Origin of the sequence: Cedecea sp. AS113, assembly GCF_037152415.1 — a bacterium.
In the GTDB taxonomy this organism is placed as follows: domain Bacteria; phylum Pseudomonadota; class Gammaproteobacteria; order Enterobacterales; family Enterobacteriaceae; genus Cedecea.
Genome location: NZ_JBBCMI010000008.1, coordinates 50,460 through 71,225, shown reverse-complemented (window position 1 = coordinate 71,225; position 20,766 = coordinate 50,460). Strand labels below are relative to the sequence as shown.

At 47.2% G+C, this 20,766-nt stretch carries 32 protein-coding genes; 22 read left to right on the top strand and 10 right to left on the bottom strand.

Features of this window, described 5'->3' with window-relative positions:
* Nucleotides 1-89: 89 nt before the first annotated feature.
* On the bottom strand, nt 90-296 hold the full coding sequence (locus tag WFN87_RS11555; protein ID WP_336982936.1) for a helix-turn-helix transcriptional regulator: 207 nt from the start codon (nt 294-296) through the stop codon (nt 90-92).
* An 815-nt stretch (nt 297-1,111) separates the two neighbouring features.
* Between WFN87_RS11555 and WFN87_RS11550 the strand changes: the two genes are divergently transcribed.
* From WFN87_RS11550 to WFN87_RS11495, 12 genes are all read left to right on the top strand, one after another.
* Complete coding sequence (locus tag WFN87_RS11550; protein ID WP_336982937.1) at nt 1,112-1,891, top strand: hypothetical protein; 780 nt, start codon at nt 1,112-1,114, stop codon at nt 1,889-1,891.
* Nucleotides 1,892-2,024: 133 nt separating this feature from the next.
* Nucleotides 2,025-2,900, top strand: a complete 876-nt coding sequence (locus WFN87_RS11545; RefSeq protein WP_336982938.1) for a GTPase family protein — start codon at nt 2,025-2,027, stop codon at nt 2,898-2,900.
* A gap of 212 nt (nt 2,901-3,112) precedes the next feature.
* The gene (locus WFN87_RS11540; RefSeq protein ID WP_336982939.1) at nt 3,113-3,814 is read left to right on the top strand and encodes a WYL domain-containing protein; all 702 of its coding nucleotides are present in this window, start codon (nt 3,113-3,115) and stop codon (nt 3,812-3,814) included.
* A gap of 5 nt (nt 3,815-3,819) precedes the next feature.
* Nucleotides 3,820-4,467: a hypothetical protein gene (locus WFN87_RS11535; protein WP_336982940.1), complete on the top strand. Its 648-nt coding sequence runs from the start codon at nt 3,820-3,822 to the stop codon at nt 4,465-4,467.
* Between the two features lie 182 nt (nt 4,468-4,649).
* Complete coding sequence (locus tag WFN87_RS11530; protein WP_442892773.1) at nt 4,650-5,060, top strand: IrmA family protein; 411 nt, start codon at nt 4,650-4,652, stop codon at nt 5,058-5,060.
* Between the two features lie 109 nt (nt 5,061-5,169).
* Nucleotides 5,170-5,991 (top strand): DUF932 domain-containing protein, encoded by an 822-nt coding sequence (locus WFN87_RS11525; protein WP_336982941.1) that lies wholly within the window; start codon nt 5,170-5,172, stop codon nt 5,989-5,991.
* 70 nt (nt 5,992-6,061) lie between these two features.
* Nucleotides 6,062-6,532 carry a RadC family protein gene (gene radC / locus WFN87_RS11520; protein WP_336982942.1) on the top strand — a complete coding sequence of 157 codons (471 nt, stop codon included), beginning with the start codon at nt 6,062-6,064 and terminating at the stop codon, nt 6,530-6,532.
* Nucleotides 6,533-6,544: 12 nt separating this feature from the next.
* A complete protein-coding gene (locus WFN87_RS11515) occupies nt 6,545-6,868 on the top strand; it encodes a type IV toxin-antitoxin system YeeU family antitoxin (RefSeq protein ID WP_336982943.1) in 324 nt (107 codons plus the stop codon).
* Between the two features lie 33 nt (nt 6,869-6,901).
* Nucleotides 6,902-7,222 (top strand): TA system toxin CbtA family protein, encoded by a 321-nt coding sequence (locus WFN87_RS11510; protein WP_336982944.1) that lies wholly within the window; start codon nt 6,902-6,904, stop codon nt 7,220-7,222.
* Between the two features lie 113 nt (nt 7,223-7,335).
* Entirely contained in the window at nt 7,336-8,169 is an 834-nt protein-coding gene (locus tag WFN87_RS11505) for a DUF4942 domain-containing protein (protein WP_336982945.1), read from the top strand.
* Between the two features lie 95 nt (nt 8,170-8,264).
* Nucleotides 8,265-8,513, top strand: coding sequence for a CopG family ribbon-helix-helix protein (locus tag WFN87_RS11500; RefSeq protein ID WP_004155191.1), 249 nt, complete (start codon nt 8,265-8,267; stop codon nt 8,511-8,513).
* A gap of 3 nt (nt 8,514-8,516) precedes the next feature.
* Nucleotides 8,517-8,792, top strand: coding sequence for a type II toxin-antitoxin system RelE/ParE family toxin (locus tag WFN87_RS11495; RefSeq protein ID WP_336982946.1), 276 nt, complete (start codon nt 8,517-8,519; stop codon nt 8,790-8,792).
* A gap of 212 nt (nt 8,793-9,004) precedes the next feature.
* On the opposite strand, the gene WFN87_RS11490 is transcribed toward WFN87_RS11495, so the two are convergent.
* Nucleotides 9,005-9,256: a helix-turn-helix domain-containing protein gene (locus WFN87_RS11490; RefSeq protein WP_336708613.1), complete on the bottom strand. Its 252-nt coding sequence runs from the start codon at nt 9,254-9,256 to the stop codon at nt 9,005-9,007.
* Nucleotides 9,257-9,640: 384 nt separating this feature from the next.
* Between WFN87_RS11490 and WFN87_RS11485 the strand changes: the two genes are divergently transcribed.
* Together WFN87_RS11485 and WFN87_RS11480 are read left to right on the top strand one after the other, a co-directional pair.
* The gene (locus tag WFN87_RS11485; RefSeq protein ID WP_336982947.1) at nt 9,641-10,201 is read left to right on the top strand and encodes a type IV secretion protein Rhs; all 561 of its coding nucleotides are present in this window, start codon (nt 9,641-9,643) and stop codon (nt 10,199-10,201) included.
* On the top strand, nt 10,198-10,545 hold the full coding sequence (locus WFN87_RS11480; protein WP_336982948.1) for a putative T6SS immunity periplasmic lipoprotein: 348 nt from the start codon (nt 10,198-10,200) through the stop codon (nt 10,543-10,545). The genes WFN87_RS11485 and WFN87_RS11480 overlap by 4 nt, the downstream gene beginning before the upstream one ends.
* A 624-nt stretch (nt 10,546-11,169) precedes the next feature.
* On the opposite strand, the gene WFN87_RS11475 is transcribed toward WFN87_RS11480, so the two are convergent.
* A complete protein-coding gene (locus WFN87_RS11475) occupies nt 11,170-11,622 on the bottom strand; it encodes an acyltransferase (RefSeq protein ID WP_336982949.1) in 453 nt (150 codons plus the stop codon).
* A gap of 244 nt (nt 11,623-11,866) precedes the next feature.
* On the opposite strand from WFN87_RS11475, the gene WFN87_RS11470 reads away from it, so the two are divergent.
* Genes WFN87_RS11470 through WFN87_RS11460 form a run of 3 tightly spaced genes read left to right on the top strand, consistent with a single transcriptional unit; the run spans nt 11,867 to nt 13,687 of the window.
* A complete protein-coding gene (locus tag WFN87_RS11470) occupies nt 11,867-12,718 on the top strand; it encodes a YPO3983 family protein (protein ID WP_336982950.1) in 852 nt (283 codons plus the stop codon).
* A complete protein-coding gene (locus tag WFN87_RS11465) occupies nt 12,702-13,160 on the top strand; it encodes a DUF943 family protein (RefSeq protein WP_336982951.1) in 459 nt (152 codons plus the stop codon). The genes WFN87_RS11470 and WFN87_RS11465 overlap by 17 nt, the downstream gene beginning before the upstream one ends.
* A 59-nt stretch (nt 13,161-13,219) precedes the next feature.
* A complete protein-coding gene (locus WFN87_RS11460; RefSeq protein ID WP_166995140.1) occupies nt 13,220-13,687 on the top strand; it encodes a DUF943 family protein in 468 nt (155 codons plus the stop codon).
* 70 nt (nt 13,688-13,757) lie between these two features.
* On the opposite strand, the gene WFN87_RS11455 is transcribed toward WFN87_RS11460, so the two are convergent.
* Nucleotides 13,758-13,991 (bottom strand): DUF3455 domain-containing protein, encoded by a 234-nt coding sequence (locus WFN87_RS11455; protein WP_336982952.1) that lies wholly within the window; start codon nt 13,989-13,991, stop codon nt 13,758-13,760.
* An 18-nt stretch (nt 13,992-14,009) separates the two neighbouring features.
* Complete coding sequence (locus WFN87_RS11450) at nt 14,010-14,138, bottom strand: hypothetical protein (RefSeq protein ID WP_336982953.1); 129 nt, start codon at nt 14,136-14,138, stop codon at nt 14,010-14,012.
* Between the two features lie 213 nt (nt 14,139-14,351).
* Here WFN87_RS11450 and WFN87_RS11445 point away from each other — a divergent pair, with 213 nt between their 5' ends.
* Together WFN87_RS11445 and WFN87_RS11440 are read left to right on the top strand one after the other, a co-directional pair.
* On the top strand, nt 14,352-14,903 hold the full coding sequence (locus tag WFN87_RS11445; protein ID WP_336982954.1) for a type IV secretion protein Rhs: 552 nt from the start codon (nt 14,352-14,354) through the stop codon (nt 14,901-14,903).
* Nucleotides 14,900-15,289: a putative T6SS immunity periplasmic lipoprotein gene (locus WFN87_RS11440; RefSeq protein WP_336982955.1), complete on the top strand. Its 390-nt coding sequence runs from the start codon at nt 14,900-14,902 to the stop codon at nt 15,287-15,289. The genes WFN87_RS11445 and WFN87_RS11440 overlap by 4 nt, the downstream gene beginning before the upstream one ends.
* Before the next feature lie 65 nt (nt 15,290-15,354).
* On the opposite strand, the gene WFN87_RS11435 is transcribed toward WFN87_RS11440, so the two are convergent.
* Entirely contained in the window at nt 15,355-15,633 is a 279-nt protein-coding gene (locus WFN87_RS11435; RefSeq protein WP_442892770.1) for a DUF3455 domain-containing protein, read from the bottom strand.
* A 227-nt stretch (nt 15,634-15,860) separates the two neighbouring features.
* Here WFN87_RS11435 and WFN87_RS11430 point away from each other — a divergent pair, with 227 nt between their 5' ends.
* From WFN87_RS11430 to WFN87_RS11420, 3 genes are all read left to right on the top strand, one after another.
* Nucleotides 15,861-16,712 (top strand): YPO3983 family protein, encoded by an 852-nt coding sequence (locus WFN87_RS11430; RefSeq protein WP_336982956.1) that lies wholly within the window; start codon nt 15,861-15,863, stop codon nt 16,710-16,712.
* A complete protein-coding gene (locus tag WFN87_RS11425) occupies nt 16,696-17,157 on the top strand; it encodes a DUF943 family protein (protein WP_336982957.1) in 462 nt (153 codons plus the stop codon). The genes WFN87_RS11430 and WFN87_RS11425 overlap by 17 nt, the downstream gene beginning before the upstream one ends.
* A 65-nt stretch (nt 17,158-17,222) precedes the next feature.
* Nucleotides 17,223-17,681, top strand: coding sequence for a DUF943 family protein (locus WFN87_RS11420; protein ID WP_442892772.1), 459 nt, complete (start codon nt 17,223-17,225; stop codon nt 17,679-17,681).
* 70 nt (nt 17,682-17,751) lie between these two features.
* On the opposite strand, the gene WFN87_RS11415 is transcribed toward WFN87_RS11420, so the two are convergent.
* The 4 genes from WFN87_RS11415 to WFN87_RS11400 all read right to left on the bottom strand — a co-directional run bounded on the left by WFN87_RS11415 (nt 17,752) and on the right by WFN87_RS11400 (nt 20,737).
* The gene (locus tag WFN87_RS11415; RefSeq protein ID WP_336982959.1) at nt 17,752-18,276 is read right to left on the bottom strand and encodes a DUF3455 domain-containing protein; all 525 of its coding nucleotides are present in this window, start codon (nt 18,274-18,276) and stop codon (nt 17,752-17,754) included.
* A complete protein-coding gene (gene sodC / locus WFN87_RS11410) occupies nt 18,273-18,800 on the bottom strand; it encodes a superoxide dismutase [Cu-Zn] SodC (RefSeq protein ID WP_336982960.1) in 528 nt (175 codons plus the stop codon). Before sodC ends, WFN87_RS11415 begins: the two co-directional genes overlap by 4 nt.
* Before the next feature lie 471 nt (nt 18,801-19,271).
* Nucleotides 19,272-19,988 (bottom strand): nicotinamide riboside transporter PnuC, encoded by a 717-nt coding sequence (pnuC, locus tag WFN87_RS11405; RefSeq protein WP_336982961.1) that lies wholly within the window; start codon nt 19,986-19,988, stop codon nt 19,272-19,274.
* A gap of 2 nt (nt 19,989-19,990) precedes the next feature.
* Nucleotides 19,991-20,737, bottom strand: a complete 747-nt coding sequence (locus WFN87_RS11400; protein ID WP_336982962.1) for a nucleoside phosphorylase — start codon at nt 20,735-20,737, stop codon at nt 19,991-19,993.
* Nucleotides 20,738-20,766 lie beyond the last annotated feature (29 nt).

Genomic DNA, 20,766 nt, shown 5'->3' with positions numbered 1-20,766 from the left:
ATATTCCTTCGGGTATAGATGACAGGCAGCAGAAAACCTCCGGATAGCCGGATAATGATTTCATGCTGCGGATTTAGTTCGGGGTGAGATTATTTACGGGAACGGTTGATACGTTCTTGCAGCCAAACTTCGACTTCGCTTTTACGCCAGCGAGAGCTGCGGCCAAATTTGATGGGTCTTGGGAAGGAACCATCTTTGATTAGCTTATATATAAATTTATCTGTCATGCATACGAGTTTGGTAATAAAGGTCATGTCGATAAACTGATCTTCGAGCAAGGAAGGTTGATTGGACATTGCTTGATTCTCCGGTTAAGTAAACTAAGCCGGACTCGTTATATTTGATAACGACCACGTGCTTCGGCATACCAACCCGGTAATCTGTAAAAAAGTTGAAGGTCATTGACCTCTATGCCACTACTGGCCTATTGGAAAATCGATCCCCTAAGTGCTGCATCATAACGAACCGCCAGCTATCAGCTACTGAGTTCTCTGAACGCTGCTCCATACCAATTTCTTGGCTGCCATTGAGCACTGCACTAAGGGAAATTTTTTCATTGCATGTCAAAGGTCGTTTACTGCGGAAGTGAATAAAGCATCCACTTCTTTCCTTGGCAGTTACTGAGTAGTCAATCGAGTTAATGGTAGAAGGACGTGCCTGCTGAATTTGGCTACGATTTTTGTGCAGAACACCATGGGGTAGGTTTCTTCGTGGATTGTAAGTAGAATACTGTATTCTTGATGCGGAAAGGCTAGGTGTCATACCTAACTTATTGATATTTTTTTTCTTAACCGAAATTGAGCGCTACACTTTTACTACGTTATTGCACGGCTTTTATATCATTCTGCCATTCAGAAAAAGTATGGTTTACATCTGGATTATCTTCTTTTACTCTTGAGTGAAATGATGGAAAACACCATTCTAGGGTAGGAGAGGTATCGTGGAGGGGTATGAATTCGATGAACGGGAAATGCGAAAAAAGAGACTGCGACAGGCAAGTCGCCTAAAGTGGTTGAGGAAAAACCCAAGGGCAATGCATTTTTTTCTCTTTCGTTTACTAGCGAACAAAACCGTAGCACTCGCCAGTACGAACATCCGAACAAAGCTCGATATGCCACAGTTTCATGTCCATGCCCCCGATGTGGTCATGTCCCCTCAAAATACGGGAAAAATAAATAATAAAGGCGAGATAAACTTCCAGGATTTAGACATAAATCTGCAGGACTTGGATCTGAATTTTCCCCCACCAAAATGTGAACAAGCTAATGGATTAGACTTCTCTAGGGTAACGAATACGGATGTTATCCCAGATGTAATGGAAAAAATAATCGATGTCATTTTGAAAATGCACCAATCGACGAGGGCAGCAGACCAGGCTATCACGGAAGTGATGGGGGCTTGGGCTAATGCCAGCAATCAGTTCCCTAGAGCATTTTCATGGCTGGATAAGAATAATGAAGAGCAATGTTTATGGGTTTGGGAGCAAATGAGGAAGAAATATATTTCTATTGATACCAAACCTATTTCCTGTGAGCAACGCTACCATTTTATTATTGCTATCTTTGATAACTGGAAAGGGTGGAGTGACGAGCAACTAGGTTATCTGAAAGAAAATAAAAGAAGAAAGGATGGGAAGTTCATTTCTCATGGTTTGGGTGGTGCAAATACTTTAAGCCACAAAGAAATATTGCTCGAAGAACTGAGTAAAGCTTGGGAGCAAAAATCCCGTAGGAAAAAGATTAAAGATACAACTCCTACCTTGAAATTGAATAAACTATACCAAAAAAGGCTGGGCCAGATTGCTGAAAATAAAAGCATGACGCTAGATGAGACACTCAAATGCCTTATCGATAATGAGTTCTCACGTGTCAGTATATTGAAGACTAGATAGTATTAAACCAGATGAGGAATAGGGTACACATCTGAACATCATTCCAAATAATTTCAGACAGATATTATCGCAGTGAATCACCTCCGACGCCTTATTGGCTCGGGGGTTTTGTTTTTCTGTCTGAGGTCGTTTCATGAAAAAATCAGAAGGTTTGCAAGCCATCGAGAAACCGTTGGCATCACTCCCCCATGCTTTCGGTAAACACATTCTTGACCATATTTACAAGCTCACTCACTACGAACCGATCATCGGCATCATGGGCAAAACAGGTACGGGAAAATCATCGCTCTGTAATGCGCTTTTCCAGGGTGAGGTCACTTCCGTTAGCGATGTCAACGCCTGCACTCGTGAGGTGCTTCGATTGCGTCTTAGCAGCGGCGACCATAGCCTGATACTTGTAGACCTACCCGGTGTAGGCGAGAGTGAGCAACGGGATAAAGAATATGAATCTTTATATCGCAATATTCTCCCTGAGCTGGACCTCATCCTGTGGGTTATTAAAGCTGATGATCGTGCGTTTTCCGTGGATGAACGTTTCTACCGTCGGGTTATGTCTGACCACCACCAGCGGGTGCTTTTTGTCGTTAGCCAGGCTGACAAAATCGAGCCATGCCATGAATGGTTTGTCACCAGCAATGCACCATCCCCGCATCAGTTGGTGAATATCGAGGCCAGACTGGCGTCTATTCGCCAGTTATTCTCACCACACCATCCGGTGTGCGCTGTCTCAGCGAGAACAGAATGGAATCTCCCATCAATGATAGAAACGATGATGTGCTGCCTGCCAGACCGAGCCACCAGCCCATTGGTGACACAACTGCATGGGAGGTTATGCAGTGAGCCGGTAAAAAAGCAGGCTCGTGAGGGCTTTGGTAATGCGGTTGGGGAGGTGTTTGATTCTGCGCAAGCGGCATCATTTATTCCCGCGCCACTGAAAGCAGTTATTCGCACTGTCCGCGATGCCGTAGTATCCGCTGCTCGCGCCGTTTGGGACTGGATTTTTTTCTGACCTGGCTTACCTGCCATTATCTTCGGGACATACCCTGTCCGTTCTGATGTTTTATAATCTGCTGAATTTCGACAGTTTTCCCTTTACGCCCCGTCACGGTTGATTTTGGCAACTGTAAAAAATACGTCTTCTGGTGTCCATTCCCTGTCCCTCCCCCTCGTTAGAATAATCGTTTTATTTTCAGCTAATTATATCACTGGAGAACCTGCCTCATGGTTCAGGTTGAACGTCGTCATGACCGGCTTGCCGTCCGACTATCGTTAATTATCAGCCGCCTGGTAGCTGGAGAAACACTGGATTTACGAGCGCTGGCAACTGAATTTGGTGTGTCGGTTCGAACTCTACGCCGGGACTTTCGGGAACGTCTGATGTACCTGGATCTGGAGTATCGCAAAGGCCGATGCCGCTTGCTATCCGGTAGCCGCCAGAGAGAGTTAGCAGTGTTGAAATTTGCTCGTCAGTCAGGCGTTGAAGCTCTGTTTCCTGATATGGATAACCATCTGGTCAGTTCACTGTTGAGCGGATCAGGAGAGTCTCCTTGCCTTATCTGGCAGGGAAGATCCCTGGTTTCATCCCCAGAATCAGGCGTATTCACTCGGTTAGTGAGCGCGGTATCAGAACATCGAAAGGTGACGCTGCTCGGTAACGGTTGCCGCTGTATAGGCCTCGCTCCCTATCGGCTGGTTCTGCGTGACGGCGAGTGGTATCTGACAGGCGAGCATCAGACCCGGATAGCAGTATTTCCCTTGACGGATATTCGTGCAGTCACGCTCCACAACGGCAGCTTCGCTCCTGATATAGCGATGCGCGATATCCTCTCTCACCCGGATTTTCTTCAGGCTTTACCCCACTTTCGCTTTTTCCATTCATTGCTTGTCGCAACTGCCGGCGGGCTTATACCTCAGAAGGAATAACCACGATGAAATTACTTACCACTACATTGCTGGCTACCAGCGTTTGTCTGAGTGCAGTTTTTCCGGCTGACGCTGGCAATATCGTCGGCTCTGTCAAAGCCTGGGAGTACATGCAGGCTGACGGCTGGAAATCAGCTGATGGCATGGATGACAATACGCTGCACAATATGCTCTACCAGGCCAATGTTATTGATAACTACCCGTGGACGAAGCAGTTTTTGCTACGTACCCGTGGTGGTGGTGCAATTTTCCTTGCCGATAAGAAAACCCACACTATTCGTCAACTAAAACTGAATCCTGTCGGTGAAACCTACAACGATATTGAAACGGTTTATCAGGGAGATGATAAAGGAGAAGGCTGCTACTTTGCCGTTATTGATAACCAAGCTTCGGTACGTGATAAGGCTATCGATGCTCTTATATACCCCGATTGGTCTGCACCCCAAGATACGGATGCTGTTCTTAAGGCTAAGATTGCAAAAGTCAGACAACAGATAGCCCCAAAAGTCATTATGGTGATGCCAGATAATTGTGTTAATAAACAACAGCAAGCCACATTGGCGGCTAAGCGCTCGGACGAGGATCGGAAACTACAGCAATGGGTCGCACAGCAAAGCTTAGCGGAATTGTGTCGTCGCACAGGCAACTGCTGAACACTTCCCAAAAGCCACGTCCCAAATGCCACTAAAGGAAAAGAACGATGGAAAGGGATTGTCAGAAAGATATAGATATACCTTCTTTCACGATAGTAAGGGTATGGGCAAAACCTACTTACAGCAAAATCATGCCACTCGTCAGCCGATTGGCTAAAACCTTACCTGCCATTGTCGTTTTAATGCTGTGCCATCCGTCATCCGCTTACGCAGATGAACAACGCTATATCAGTATCAGCAACACCGATACCGTGTGGACTCCCGGTAATATCTGTGTGTATCAGTTCCGTCTGGATAATGGTGGAAGCGGTGTGGGTTTTGGCCCGCTGTCTGTTTCGCTGGGGCTGAAAGACAAGGCGGGCAACACGCTGGCGACGGGAACAATGGACGTTGCCCCCTTTGGCGACAGTGATGCTACTCGTTCTCAGGAAGCTTTTCTTGAACATGAATGTGTCGAAAACGTCAGCGCTGTTGAAATCATGAAGGCGACCGAAGAGCGCAACGGCCATCAGGCTAGGCTGCCACTATCCGTTTTCGATCCACAGTATTATCAGCCACTGTCAGTATCGGTTGCTATGAATAAGGCATCATAACTGGCTTAGACTTAAATCTGCCAGACCTCAGACTCACAACAACATCAGGCCATGCCTCCTTCGGGAAGCATGGCCTTTTCGTTTTTCATCTCCCAAAAAGGAATTAATCATGATCCGATTAGCCAGCCGCTTTGGTGCGGTTAATGTTGTACGCCGCGACCGCCCATTAACTCACGACGAACTGGCACATTACGTGCCCAGCGTCTTCAGTGAAGAAAAGCATGAGTCCCGCAGCGACCGATACACTTATATCCCGACAATAACCCTGCTTGATAACCTGCAACGTGAAGGCTTTCACCCATTCTTTGCGTGCCAGACTAGAGTCCGAGACCAGAGCAAACGCGAACATACTAAGCACATGCTACGTCTGCGTCGTGAAGGACAGATCACTGGCAAGCAGGTGCCTGAAATTATACTGCTTAATAGCCACGACGGCTCCAGCTCATACCAGATGCTACCGGGGTTATTCAGATCGGTTTGCCAGAATGGACTAATTTGCGGTGAGAGTTTTGGAGAGGTACGTGTGCCACACAAAGGCAACGTGGTGGAGAAAGTCGTTGAAGGAGCTTACGAAGTGCTGGGGATTTTTGATCGCGTAGAAGAGAAACGCGATGCCATGCAGTCGCTGATGTTACCGCCACCTGCACAGCAGGCGATGGCGAAAGCAGCTTTAACCTATCGCTTTGGTGAAGAGCATCAGCCGGTGACGGAATCGCAAATCCTATCCCCACGCCGCTGGCAGGATGAGAGTAACGACCTGTGGACCACTTATCAGCGCATTCAGGAAAACCTGATTAAAGGCGGTCTGTCTGGACGAACCACCAAAGGTAAACGCGCCCATACACGCGCCGTTAAAGGTATCGACGGTGATGTAAAGCTCAACCGTGCTCTGTGGGTGATGGCTGAGAATATGCTGCAGCTCGCCTCATGAGCCTTTTTATTATCCCTTCCCTCAGGCCTTGCCAATAAACCGGCGAGGTTTTTTGTTTTAAGGAGCAATTATGCCTGTATTCAATTTGTCCCCTGTATTTCCTGCGAACGAGCAACGAGTAATTCGTCGGGCGTTACGACTACTGGAGAAATATCAGCGTCAACCGAGTGAGCCATTTACCTCTACCAGCTTCACTAAAACCTGGCTGCAACTTCAGATGGCTCATCAGGAACGTGAGGTTTTTATGGTGATGTATCTCGACAACCAGCACTGTCTACTCGAGCGAGAAACGCTGTTTATCGGCACACTCAGCCATACCGAAGTGCATCCTCGCGAAGTGGTTAAATTGGCCCTGAAGCACAATGCCGCAGCGGTAATTTTGGCACACAACCACCCATCGGGTACGGCGGAAATCAGTCAGCAGGATAAACATGTCACTCAGCGGATCGTAAAAGCGTTGGCACTGGTTGAAGTGCGAGTGCTGGATCATCTTGTGGTTGGGAATGAAGTGGTTTCTTTTGCCGAGCAGGGTTTGCTTTAAACGGAGGTTTTTATGTCATTCACACCACCTCATGAATGGGGGCTACAAAGCGATATCACCCCACGCTTTGGCGCAAGATTAGTTCAGGAAGGCAACCAGCTACATTACCTGGCTGACAGGGCTGGTTTGACGGGAAGCTTTAGCCCAGAGCAGCTACAAAGCCAGGAACAGGCTTTCCCACTGTTTATAGTGCAGTTAGAAAATATGTTGCGTTCCGGTGAGCTAAATCCACAGCAGCAACATCAGGTGACCATTCAGCTTACAGGTTTGACTTGTATAGCTGATACCCGTAGTAGCTGCGGCTACGTTTACCTCACTGTTTATCCCGCCCAATAACGTCTTCTCTCTTCTTTTATCAGAACCCAAATTATGCACATTTTATCTGTACCGGCCATGGTGCCGGTTTCGTCACGTCTGTCGCCCGTGCAGGTGTGGCAGCAACTTTTAACGTATCTGCTGGAGCATCATTACGGTCTGACACTTAACGACACGCCATTCCACGACGACGCGACTATCGAAGAACATATCGAGGCGGGAATAACTCTAGCTGATGCGGTGAATTTCCTAGTGGAACGCTATGAACTGGTGCGTACTGACCGTAAGGGATTCACCTGGCTGGAGCAGACGCCGTTCCTGACCGCCACCGATATTCTCAGAGCCAGGCGAGCTACCGGATTGATCAATACTTAAATTCTTCGAGCCTCATTCCTGATTTTTACCTCTGCACTTCCCACCTTTTTTATTCATCGCATAATGCGCCTGCAACTCCCGGCAGGCGTGTTTGCTTTTATGGACGATTAACGATGCAAACAGAACCCGATGTGTTAACAGATCACAACGAACTTATCCTTTCGACCAATATTGAACGAGTGGTCACTGGCCGCGATACCGCACTGAAACAGATAGAACAACTCATTCAGCAGCTTGATGCCATTTCACGGCTGACCTCAGAAATTGGCGGTGGTACAGCGCAAGACTGGGCGATGAAGTCAGGACACCGCTACGATAGCTGGCTGACTGAAAAAGTTGATAAAGCGCTGCCAGCTATCACCCGCAATATTGACCGCAGTATCTGGCGCGATTTGATGCTGAAGTCCGGCATGATGGCTTTGATGGATGCTCAGGCTCGCGACCAGTGGCATAAGAACCTGGAGGAGAGCGATTTTCCAGCCATCAGCGAGGTGAATATACTCAGTACTTTTGAGCAGTTACATCTGAACAAAATGGATGTCTTTGAGCGTGGGATCATCAATGTGTTCAAAGGTCTGTCATGGGATTATAAGACCAATAGTCCTTGCAGCTTTGGTAAGAAGATCATCATTAACAATCTGGTGACGCATAACCGGTGGGGATTTAGTCTGAACTGGGGTTGGCGGAGGGATCAACTGGCCGATTTGGAGCGAATGCTGTTTCTGCTGGATGGTAAACCCATCCCTGACAGCCGGGGTGATATCTCCACCCGGTTGATGGAGCACATCCGGGATAATCCGGCTAAGGACGTTTACGAAGATGAGTTCTTCAGCATTCGTTACTATCAAAAAGGCACCGCGCATTTGGTCTTCAAGCGTCTGGAGTTGATTGAGCGTATGAACGACATCATCGCTAAACACTATCCGGGAATGCTGGCCTCGAGATGATGGGGTACTGATGTTGCCTTCGTCACAGGTAGTTATGCGAACACAAACATGCTATTTTAATAAGTGTTATTAACTTTTATTAAAAGGTGACGATCATGAGACAACTCGCGAAACAGACGATCAGCGCTCAGATCCCTGCAGAGCTTGCAGCTGCGGTTGAAAACCTGGCTATTGAACTGGACAGATCCAAAAGTTGGGTGATTAAAGAAGCGCTGACCGCCATGATTGAAGAGAGAGAGCGGCGGCATCAGCAGATTTTGAAAGGGCTTGCTGATGTCGATGCGGGAAGGGTGGTTAGCCATGCGGATGTGGTTGACTTCGCTAACAAACTGAAAAAATCATAACCTATGGAAATACAGTGGACCCAAAAGGCCCAGGATGACCTGGAGCGTATTTATAGGTTTGCCTCTCAGTACAGTCGGCAACTTGCTGACAATGTATTAGAACGTTTGATCATAGGAACCTCAGGGCTCGCCGACCATCCAAGAATCGGTGTACCTCAGACAAGATATGAACCACGAGAAGTGAGGAAAATCTTGTTTGATGATTATGACGTCCACTATGAAATTCTGCGCGATACTATTTATATTGTTGACCTGTGGCATACCCGAGAGGATCGCTGAAGTTCGTCATCTTCCAGGTAACCTTTGCCCCGATTCGAGTCCCAAAATCAACGATTTAATGTGTTGGTATCGATGTTGGTATATTATCTAAATGTTATTTTTTATTGATTATAAATCAAAGGATTAATCATTATGTGCGAGTCCGGCCTTCGCCACATATAAGCGGCTTGTCCCAAAACTTTTACGACCAGGCAATCACTGAGACGAAGGCATTAACTCCCGATTCCCGCGAAGAGATCTCTCACGATCTCCCCATCAGCCCCAACATACCGCTCAGGCCATATCTCACTCGGGTGAACCTCAAGCGCCTTAGCAATCAAAAACTCACCTTTCGGCCAAGGTCGCATAAGTGCATTTGCCAGCGCTGAAGAAACCAAGCCTGATTCTCGTGAAAGTGCTGCCAGGGATGTTCCTTTCTTGCGTAAACCGGCGATGATATCCGCCGGATGCCAACCTTTAGTCATGATTCCCTCCAACTATTAATTTAACGGTTATTTCTTAGTTCGGTAGCTAACTTAAAAGAAAAAGAAATCGCTGGATATTACGCAAACGTAGTTTTATCCTCATGAGAAGTAGAACGAGATAACGCTATCTTTCGATATTGATTTAATAATTCATATACATGACTTTTTAATTGGTAAAGATATTTGATGGGTATTGTTTAAATAATAAATTACGTTCTATGAAAAATTATTTCAAAACTTGCTTTCCTTCATTAACGAACGCTGACTTGTGATCATTATCTGAATTTTTACTATTTAAGAATAATCTTCCGACTGGGTGTTATCTTTTGTTATCACGGTGTAGTACGGTGGATAATTAATGATGACACGAAAAAGGGATTTTTAATGATAGTTGGTGAAAGGACAAAACCTACATCGGGAACACCTATAACTCCCGGGGGAGTCAGGCAGTTAACATTAAGTGAGATTGCATTAGCTAAGACACTTTATGGTAACAGTATCAATTACAGCAGGGTTTGGGTTCATAGGAAAAGTTATCTTCCCTTCAATCTACAGCCAGTTGGTGTTGCCATGAGCCCAAATGGAGAGATGTGGTACAGGGAAGGTACATATTCACCGGATTTTTCGTTAGAGAAAGAGATACAAAAAAAGCACTTATTCATGCATGAGATGATGCATGTATGGCAATCCCAAAAAGGGATGTTTGTAAGAACAAGAGGAATGTTCTCCCGGTTCGCCGATTATAGCTATAGCCTGGATAAAGCTGATTTACTTCTCTACGGATTAGAACAGCAAGCGTCAATAGTCAGTGATTATTGGCTATTGTTAAATTATGGCTTACAGGGTCATAGCGACTTGCATGAATATCGTAATTACAATGTTAATGAACCTGTTCATTCATTGATCTCAAGATACAAATCGATTTTAAAGGGGTTCCCCGGGTGAGGAAAATAGCGTCTATATTTACGGTTGTCATTATGCTTACAGGTTGCCCAGGGGGTAAACCTGCGCCACAGGCAAGATATACGTACATCAATGACGAAAAGCTCTGTTTCAGCGTTGATAAAAATGATGTGTTGAATTATTACCGAATAGAATCAATTCAGGAAACAGGATACGCCGTAATAAAAAATGATGAAGGGCTACATCTAACATATCTCGATAATTGTATCAATGTACAATGGAAGTACGGCTATAGCTATGCCATTTCTTATGGTCTGAATGATAAACGCTATATACATCGATTTTTTATTGACAACAATGGGCAGCTCACCAATACGGACTATTAGTAATGTCTTTGCCTGCTTATTTATTTTTAGCGGAAATGGAGTGCAAATTGTTGGCGATTGTATACTGCCTGCCCAAGGGGCTACAGGGTTATAAGCAGGAACTCAGAGTCAGTGAATTTTTCTTGGGGATGATCCACACGATCGGTGCCGGATAAAACAGGGAATAGATTATGCCAAACAACTCGGTTATTTAGATCTGCACTGTGTGTTAACCGTTGTACTGTTATTGCTGGTTGCTGGTTGCTGGTTGCTGGTTGCTGGTTGCTGGATATGCGGTATATCAGTATTACTTCAATGGCTCGCCGAATGAGGTGTTTTTCGCCCGCCAAAAAGTCACCGATACTACGTTCTTATATATCACCCGCTACAATGGCGGAGGCGCTACGGTTTAGGATGTCTATCGCTATTATCTGGACGCAATCTATCTGGCGATCCAGTGGAGCATCTGAAGAATCGTGCCCCGTTTTTGATATCAGCAGTAAGCAATTCGAAGGTTACGGGTTATGGCAGCCACGTTAACGTCACGCTCACCGGTCGTGTGTATTCGTTTACCAACTCTGACTTGTTCTATTCCGATGGCGTCGCGATTATGGCGGTTATCAGCTTTACGGCTAACGGCAGTCGTTATAATTCCCGCACCAATCGCGCCGGGCTCCCAACATAAACCCCAGCCACCAGAATATCTTTCGTCACCACGCTGCCTGCGCCAATCACCGCGCCGCTGCAAATATGCTCCGTCAGGATAGTGCTGCCGCTGCCTATGGTAACGTTATCGCCGAGGGTAATGGCTATCCAGTTCTCCGGGTTGGGGTCTGGTCTGCCGCTGCGAAACAGGTCGTTGGCGAAGGTGACGCCGTGGCCGATAAAGCAGTTTTTGCCGGTGGTGACATTTTCGCACAGGAACGAGTGGGACTGGACGCGGGTACCAGAGCCGATCATGCAGTGGCGCTGGATCTCAACAAAAGGCCCGACGAATACGCCGCTCTGCAGCGTGCATTCGTAGAGGTTGACCGGCTCCACAACGGTGACGTCGTCGCTGGCAATTACGTCGCGGATACCGCTTTTTAGTATTTTCATAGTGGTCTGCCCCGGTGAATAGAATGAATTTTATTGAGCATAACTCATGGGCTTTTATGATCCCAATTTATCGTAGAGCCATTGGTGGCGATATAAATCAACATTTCTGATATGAACAAAATCGCAATTAAGAAATCTGAATTCAGACTCTTAATAATGTACAACATTTACACAGTGGCAAGCGACTGTTTATCATGCCTGGCTACCGGGATGGAAGAGACAACAATATACAAGGACGTGATTTATGTCGGCCTTACAATTTCCCTGCAAGATATTTGAAACCCAGAAAAAGATGGATGATAAAAACGCCAAAGATATGAAGTCCGGCGATCTGTCCGAAATCGATCTGAAGGCAAAATTCCACCTGACAGATATTTCTACAAGTGTAAATCTTTACACGTTGACGGAGATCCCTTCATATGAGCATCCGATGGTGCAGTTCTTTCGCCCTAAGAAGGAGGTAAAAAAACTGACAAAATGGGAGTGTGCTCGCATCCTCTTTGATGAGTTCCGGTATTTATCACGTCCTTTTTCGAGGGACGGTCCTTACACATCTTTGATCGAACTAATGATCACGCACATGCAAAAGTGTGGCGGGAAGTCTTTCTGTCATCCATTACTGAACAGTGCGCTGAAGGAGCAAATATTGAGCGATCGCTCGGAGGAAAACAGTACGCGGCTCCGCCTAAAGAAAGTTTTTGATACTAATATTGACTGGGATAGAAAATGCTATCCAGCAGAACAAAAAAAGGATCTGAGTGATGCTATTATGAACGGCAGGCTGCCAAAATTCGATCGTCTTCGAGAGCGGATGAATGGCATGGGGATTACCGTGCATGATACCTGGGCAACGCATATCACAATTAAGTCCCTAACGGTTGATAACGAACAATATCACGCTGAAGTTCACTATAAAATTCAGGATCATTTTGGATTGGATGATGATGATATTTTAAAAATAAAATTCAAAAACATTCGATTATTTCGTATATGGTTTGTCCTGCAACGCTACAGCGAGTTTGCCTTCAAACCCTTTATTACCAATATGGAAGCCACTATTCATATTATTGGGAAGCGCAATGGAATTAAAAAATAAAATAATAATTAGCCTGTTATTATCTGGTGGTGTTTTTTTAGAGGGTTATTTATGGTTGTTATTTCGTCCGGTAGAAATTATTGCCGTACACCAGAGAAATAGCTATAGCGATGTCTTAGTAAGTAACTTTCCTTTTACTAACAAAGGTAAAATAGACTGGTGGTTGAAAAATAAAGAAATGCTAAAGACGAAGTATGATATTCCTAATCCTTCATCCTATGGTAGTTCTAGTGTTGTTTTTTGGCTGTTTAATGATGGTTATAAAGAAGAGGGGAAATATGATCGGCTTTGTTTCAATGATATGGCAACAAAAGTAAACTGCATTGATAAAAACACAGTGCTTACTGTCGGTAATAGCAAGAGGTATGGAACCAGATTTACTCTCTCCGATGGGATTTATCGAATTGATGAAAATGGCAGGGTTATAAAAATCAATAAATAATGGTTGGTTGTACGGCAGAGATATTGATAAGAAATTTTAATTATAAAGGTTGAATAAGCATGACAGTACCCGAATTGTTGAGACGTAGTATAAAGGGACTAAAATTTCTAGCTGGCGGTCTATTGGCTGGATACTGCTTATGGTTAGCATTTCGACCGGTAGAAATTGTTGCTGTTCATCAGAGAAATAGTTACAGCGATGTATTAGTGGAAGGTTTTCCTTTTACAAAAAAAGGGAAAGTACACTGGTGGTTGAAAAACAAAGCCATGCTCAAAGAAAAATATGGTGCTCCAGGGCCAGAGAAGGATGGTTTTTATGTAATTACATTTTGGTATTTTGGGGACGGTTATGTAGAAACGGATGGTTACGATCGGCTATGTTTTGACGATCTGGATCCACCGTTAAATTGCATCGATAAAGATAAAGCTTTTACGGTGTGGCAGGATAGATATAAAAATACAGTAGTTATTTTTCGTGATGGTCAATATCGATTAAGCGAAAAAGGGGATCTGATAAAATATCAGTGAACGCCCGTTCCCCTGAAGACAACTCCGTCAGCACAAAGCCCCGGCCTTTCAGACAGGACTTTGCATGCCGCTACTTCGTATAAAACTTATAAGTCGCCGTATAAGGCACTTTCAGCGTTGCGCCAAAGGTCGCCGGGTCGCAAACCGTGGGGCTGGTTACGCCGCCACGGGTGTCCACGCGCTGGATGTTGCTCACGTTGGCAAACAGGCCTGGCTGCGTTTCGGAAGCGCCGGTCAGCAGCAGCCATGGAATCGAGCCTTTATCTTTCGACGGGCGAGTGGCGCTTAGCGCTCCGGCCACCACGCTGCCGTCCGTCCCCTGTCAGTGTGGGCCGTCGAAGTGTTTGCCGACGAGGTGCTTCAGGCCTTTGTCGCTGAACATAACCGGCTCAACCACGGTAACGTCTTCGCTGGCAATCACGTCGCGGATGCCGCTTTTCAGGATTTTCATCTTGGTTGGTCCTGGCGAATAAAGTGGTCTCCATTAGGCAGAGGTCACTGTCCAACGGCCACAACTTTTTGGAACCATCGGCTACATAACATTTTTTTTATCCCATAAATTTCTAAGCGCCAAATTCTGACTATCGAAAAATAAGAAATCGGGACATAGATTATATTGAGCGTTGGTTTTATGCTGTGGAAAAGCAAACCTTAAGGAAAAGGAATGAGCGCACAGGCGGAAGAGGGCAGCCTCAGAAGAATGACATTGGGCGAAATTGCAATGGCTCGCCGGGTTTTCGGCGATTCAATTTCTTACAGCCGAGTATGGATTCATTGCGACAGCTATCTCCCGTTCGGCCTGCAGAAACAAAACTACGCGATGACGCCAAACGGAGAATTGTGGTACCGCAAGACGATGTATAAAGATGATTTCTCATCTGGCAGCGTCTTTCTTGAAGATAAATATGTTTTTATCCATGAGCTGGGCCATGTGTGGCAACATCAACACGGGCAATGGGTAAGGCTAAGGGGGGCTTTTAGCTGGGCGGCTGAATATACCTATAAATTAGATAAAGAGGCGCTAACAGATTATTCCCTGGAGCAGCAGGCCTCCATTTTAGCGGATTACTGGCTGTTATTGGTTTATGGTATAGACGTGTGGTCCTACTACCAAAGGCCCGGGCGAATGGGGAAATACAGAGGTACAGACAGTAGCCGTGAAGTTCCGGTGCTGTATCGCAAAATAGTCACAGGGAAGGTGAGAACAACGCTATGAGAAAATGTTTGTTAGCCGCTGCCGTGCTCTTGCTGGCCGGGTGTCCTGGTCCGGGCGACAGAATGGTGCCGCGTCAGCCTGCAGAAGTCGTGGCCAAAGGTAATATTGTTTGCGTGGTGTCTCCGCTTGGCAGCGACGAGCGCATAACGGCCGTGCAAATTAACGAAGGGCATGGGAACGTGCAGTACAAGACTTTCGATGATGCTCCAGTTTATGTCGCGAAGGGAGACTGTCTGCCAGCCTTTGGTTTTACCTTCTCTCCCGGCAAAAAATACTCAGTCGCTTACGATGTAAAATCTGATAATTCTTCCTCTCATCTGGTCACAGCAGAGTTTTCTATCACGGAGAACGCTTCCGGCGGAATAAGTATTCAGCACCCGAATTAGTGCTTACTCTCTGAATTGATCCCAGCAGCATAAAGCCCTGGCAGTAAGGCCAGGGCTTTATGCTGCTACTTCGTATAGAACTTATAAGTCGCCGTATAAGGCACTTTCAGCGTCGCGCCGAAGGTCGCCGGGTCGCAAACCGTGGGGCCGGTTACGCCGCCGTGGATGTCCACGCGCTGGATGCTGCTCACGTTGGCGAACAGGCCCGGCTGTGCGTCTGAAGTGCCGGTCAGCAGCAGCCACGGAATCGAGCCTTTATCTTTCGACGGGCGAGTGGCGCTTAGCGCGCCGGCCACCATTTTGCCGTCCTGCATGCCTGGCCCGCAGTTCGGATTAGTGTACACGTGGAAGCCGTGAATGCCCGGCGGCAGGCCTTTCAGGGGACCGGCTCCGATCTAGCAGTGGCGCTGGGGAGCGACGTAAATCAACATCTCTGATATGAATAAAATCCCAATTAAGAAATCTGAATTCAGACTCTTAATAATGTACAACACTTACACAGCGGCTAAAGACTGCTTATCATGCCTGGCTACCGGGATGGTAGAGACCAAAATATACAAGGACGTGATTTATGTCGGCCTTACAATTTCCCTACAAGATATTTGAAACCCAGAAAAAGATGGATGACAAAAACGCCAAAGATATGAAGTCCGGCGATCTGTCCGAAATCGATCTGAAGGCAAAATTCCACCTGACAGATATTTCTACAAGTGTAAATCCTTACACGTTGACGGAGATCCCTTCATATGAGCATCCGATGGTGCAGTTCTTTCGCCCTAAGAAGGAGGTAAAAAAACTGACAAAATGGGAGTGCGCTCGCATCCTCTTTGATGAGTTCCGGTATTTATCACGTCCTTTTTCGTGGGATGGCCCTTACACCTCTTTGATCGAACTAATGATCACGCACATGCAAAAGTGTGGCGGGAAGCCCTTTAGTCATCCCTTACTGAATAGTGCGCTGGAGGAGCAAATATTGAGCGATCGCTCGAAGGAAAACAGTACGCGGCTTCGTCTACAGGAGGTTTTTAGGGACTACATTGATTGGGATAAGAAGTGTTATCCAGTAGAGAAAAAACAGGAGCTCATTGATGCAATTATGGAAGGAAGGTTGCCAAAATTTGATCGTCTCCAGGATCGGGTGAATGGTATGGGAATTACCGTGCATGATACCTGGGCAACGCATATCACAATTAAGTCCCTAACGATTGATAACGAACAATATCACGCTGAGGTTCACTATAAAGTTCAGGATCATTTTGGATTGGATGATGATGATATTTTAAAAATAAAATTTAAAAGTATTCGATTATTTCGTATATGGTTTGTCCTGCAACGCTACAGCGAGTTTGCCTTCAAACCCTTTATTACCAATATGGAAGCCACTATTCATATTATTGGGCGGCGAAATGCAGTTAAAAAATAAAATGATGGTGGGTTTTTTCTGTCTGGCTGGATGTATAGTGGCGGTATACTGCTTATGGCTGTTCTTTCGATCTGTTGAAATCGTCGCTGTTCATCAGAGAAATAACTACAGCAGTATTTTGGTCAAGAACTTCCCGTTCACAGACAAAGGTAAGATTGACTGGTGGTTAGAAAATAAGGATGCACTTAAAGCAAAGTATGATATTCCAAAGCCTGCATCTTATGGGGGGTTTACTATCACTATTTGGCTTTTTAAAGATGGCTATAAAGAAGAGGGTAAGTATGACTGGCTTTGTTTTGATGATATGAATACCAAAATAAACTGCATTGATAAAAACTCTGTTTTTACTATAAGGAAGAGTAAAAACAGAGGAATTACATTTACTGTGGATGATGCTATTTATCGAGAGGAAGAGAACGGTAAGATTGTCAGGCTTGAATATTAGAATATAATGTCTGCAGTTTTGAAAAAACAGAAAATGCTTTATATTTTAGTCAGTTTTTTGGAGTGATTAAATTGAAAGGTAACATAATAAGGGGACTGAAATTTCTAGCTGGCGGTCTATTGGCAGGATATTGCTTATGGTTAGCATTTCGACCGGTAGAAATTGTTGCAGTTCATAAGAGAAATAGTTATAGCCACATTTTAGTGAAAAACTTCCCCTTAACAAATAAAGGTAAAGTACACTGGTGGTTGAAAAATAAAGATATGCTCAAAGAAAAATATGATGTTCCAGGTACAGGGAAAGATGCTTTTTTTGAAATTATATTTTGGTATTTTGGGGCCGGTTATGTAGAAACGGATGGTTACGATCGGCTATGTTTTGACGATCTGGAGCAACCGTTAAATTGTATCGATAAAGATAAAGCTTTTACGGTGTGGCAGGATAGATATAAAAATACAGTAGTTATTTTTCGTGATGGTCAATATCGATTAGGCGAAAAAGGGGAGCTGATAAAATATCTGTAAACGCCCGTTCCCCTGAAGACAACTCCGTCAGCACAAAGCCCCGGCCTTTCAGCCAGGACTTTGTATGCCGTTACTTCGTATAAAACTTATAAGTCGCCGTGTAAGGCACTTTCAGCGTCGCGCCAAAGGTTGCCGGGTCGCAAACCGTGGGGCCGGTTACGCCGCCACGGGTGTCCACGCGCTGGATGCTGCTCACGTTGGCGAACAGGCCTGGCTGCGCTTCGGATGTGCCGGTTAGCTGCAGCCATGGAATCGAGCCTTTATCTTTCGACGGGCGAGTGGCGCTTAGCGCGCCGGCCACCACGCTGCCGTCCGTGGCCTGCCAGTGCGGGCCGTCGAAGTGTTTGCCGACGAGGTGCTTCAGGCCTTTGTCGCTGAACAGGTCGGCTTCCGGGGCCTGGAATACCCAGCTCCCGGTTTTGGCTTCGGCGTCCGCCGCCGCGCAGCGATAGATTTGCACGCCGCGGGCATAAAGCTCGGTTTGCAGGTGCTCACCTTTCGGCGCGTCGATGGAGGGTTCCGCGGCACTTGCCAGCGGCGTCAGGCCGCCCATCATCAGTGCCAGGCAGGCCGTGGTTAAGAGATGCTGTCTCATGACGTGACTCCGCAAACCATACGCGCCCCGCCGCCGCCGAGCATAGCCGGGTGGTCAGAATGGTTGTCGCCGCCGGCGTGGATCATCAGCGAGTGGCCCTTCAGGTCAGACATGCGCAGGCGCGGAGCCAGAACCGGATAGGTTGCGGTGCCGTCGCTGTCGACGTACAGCGCGGGCAGGTCGCCGAGGTGGCCGTTGCCCCAAGGGCCTTCATGTTTGCCGGTGTGGGCCGGATCTAAGTGGCCGCCAGCCGCCAGGCCAGCCACCATTTTGCCGTCCTGCATGCCGGGGCCGCAGTTCGGATTAGTGTGCACGTGGAAGCCGTGAATTCCGGGCGGCAGGCCTTTCAGGTTAGGGGTAAAGACCACGCCGTACTGGGTGGCGTGGTATTCAATGGTGCCTGCCGGGGTGGAAGTGCCGCTGGCGTCGACGGTGTTCATGGCGACAGTGGCGGCCTGTGCCAGTCCGGTGTAGGCGAGGGCGGCAATACAAAGCGTCAGTTTTAGCGTTTTTAACTTATTCATCGTTTAACCCCGTACTTTTATTAGAAGGTGCAAAAAACAGATGTCGCAAAATTTTGTGCTGCGGGCTTATGCGCGGCAGTCAGCTGGTTATAACAAACTGTTTTGCGAGTTGTTTGATTGCTCTGATAGGTAAAGTTGTGGGTTGAAATTCAGCGTGAAGATTTTTAAAAATAATATTTTCATAAGGTTATCCTGTGGTCTTGAGCGATTAAAGGGAGCGGCCTGAATGAAAATAAAAACGGATAAGGCAGTAAAAAGAGAGAGTGAAAAAGACCTGCTAACGATCGTTAAAAATTATCTCGCTGCTGTGCCTGAAATAAAGTGTAGATGAATACGCTGAGGGAGTTGAAAGCGGTCGCTGAAAATCGCGAGATTTTTAAAAAGCTTTTTATTTTCATCCGGCTTGATAAATGAGATATATCTGAACGGGAAAAAGGGCCGCTAAGCGGCCCTTGATGTGAATAAAACGATTCAAGCCAGAGGCCGGGAGCCGATCGAGCGGGCGCTCTTGATCCACGCCATGGACCCCATCACCGCAATGGCCGTCAGCAGGATGTACTCGAGCGACATGGCATATACGCCCTGAATGGCGTAAATCACCACGCTAATCACGTCGATAATTACCCACAGCAGCCAGTTTTCCACGTATTTACGCGTCATTAGCACCATCGCGGCAATCGACAGGATCAGCATCGCGGAGTCCCATAGCGGGAAGGCATCCGGCTGGAGCTGCGGCATCTCAACCGCGACGCCAAGACTCTGCATAATGCCCACCGCAATATGGGTCAGCACGGCGAAGACCGGGTCGATAAAGAAGGTCATCAGCGCGATGGCGACCAGGCAAACTGCCGCCAGCGTGAACGCCTTGCTGCGCGGCAGCCAGCGGATCTTCAGCGCGGCCTCGTTGGCCTCGTTCTGGCGGCTCCACGCGTACCAGCCGTAAAGGTTGGCGGCGAAGAAGAACACCTGCAGCAGCAGGCTGGCGTAAAGCTGGATCTGGAAGAAGATCGCCGCAAACAGCGTGACGTTAATCAGGCCGAACAGGTAGTTGATGATCTTCTCTTTGCTGGCGAACCAGATGCAGAGCAGGCCGAAGACGGTGCCGATGGCCTCGATCCACGAGAGCGCGTAGCCGCCCTCTCCGAGCGGAATGGTGACCATCACATTCTTAATGCTGAAGAAATCCATGATTACTGCTCCTGGCTGTCAAGGTAGAGCGCTTCGAGGGCGAGTAAAATCTCGCGGGATTCACCCTGCAGGCAGGAGTGTTCCTGCTGCTGGTAGTTGTTAATGCCTTCTTCCAGATTGCCGCTGTGCTCAACCACCACGTTAAGCACGGAGGCGATGCGCAAACCGCGCAATGCGCCAACTACCATCAACGGTGCTGTTTCCATATCCGCAGCGAGAATGCCCTTGCCGGACCAGAACTGGTTAATCTCGTCTTCGCGTTCGGTGTAGAAGCTGTCGTGGCTGCGCACATAGCCGCAGTGGCTGGCGTAGCCCAGGCGTTTGGCCTGCTGAGTCAGGTGGTGCACCAGGCCGATGTCCGCGCAGGCCGGGTAGCCTTTGTCAATGTACATCTGGCTGGTGCCTTCGTCCCGCACGGCGGCGGTGGCGATCACCAGGTCGCCGAGGCGGATGTGGTTTTGCATCGCTCCGCAGCTGCCGATGCGGATGAGATTGGTGACGCCGACCTGGCGCAGCTCTTCCACGGCGATGGCGGTAGAAGGCCCGCCCATGCCGGTGGACATCACCAGAACTTCCACGCCGCGGAACCAGCCGCGCAGGGCGCGATATTCCCGGTTGCTGCCGAAGTCTTCCACGTTGTCCAGAAACTGCGCGACGTGTTCCACGCGTTTCGGATCGCCCGGCAGGAGCGCATAACGGGCGTGCGTCATCTCCCGGCTGAGCCGGATATGGGGCTGGAGTTGGGTCATGATAGTTACCTGGCGTTAAACGAGCCATT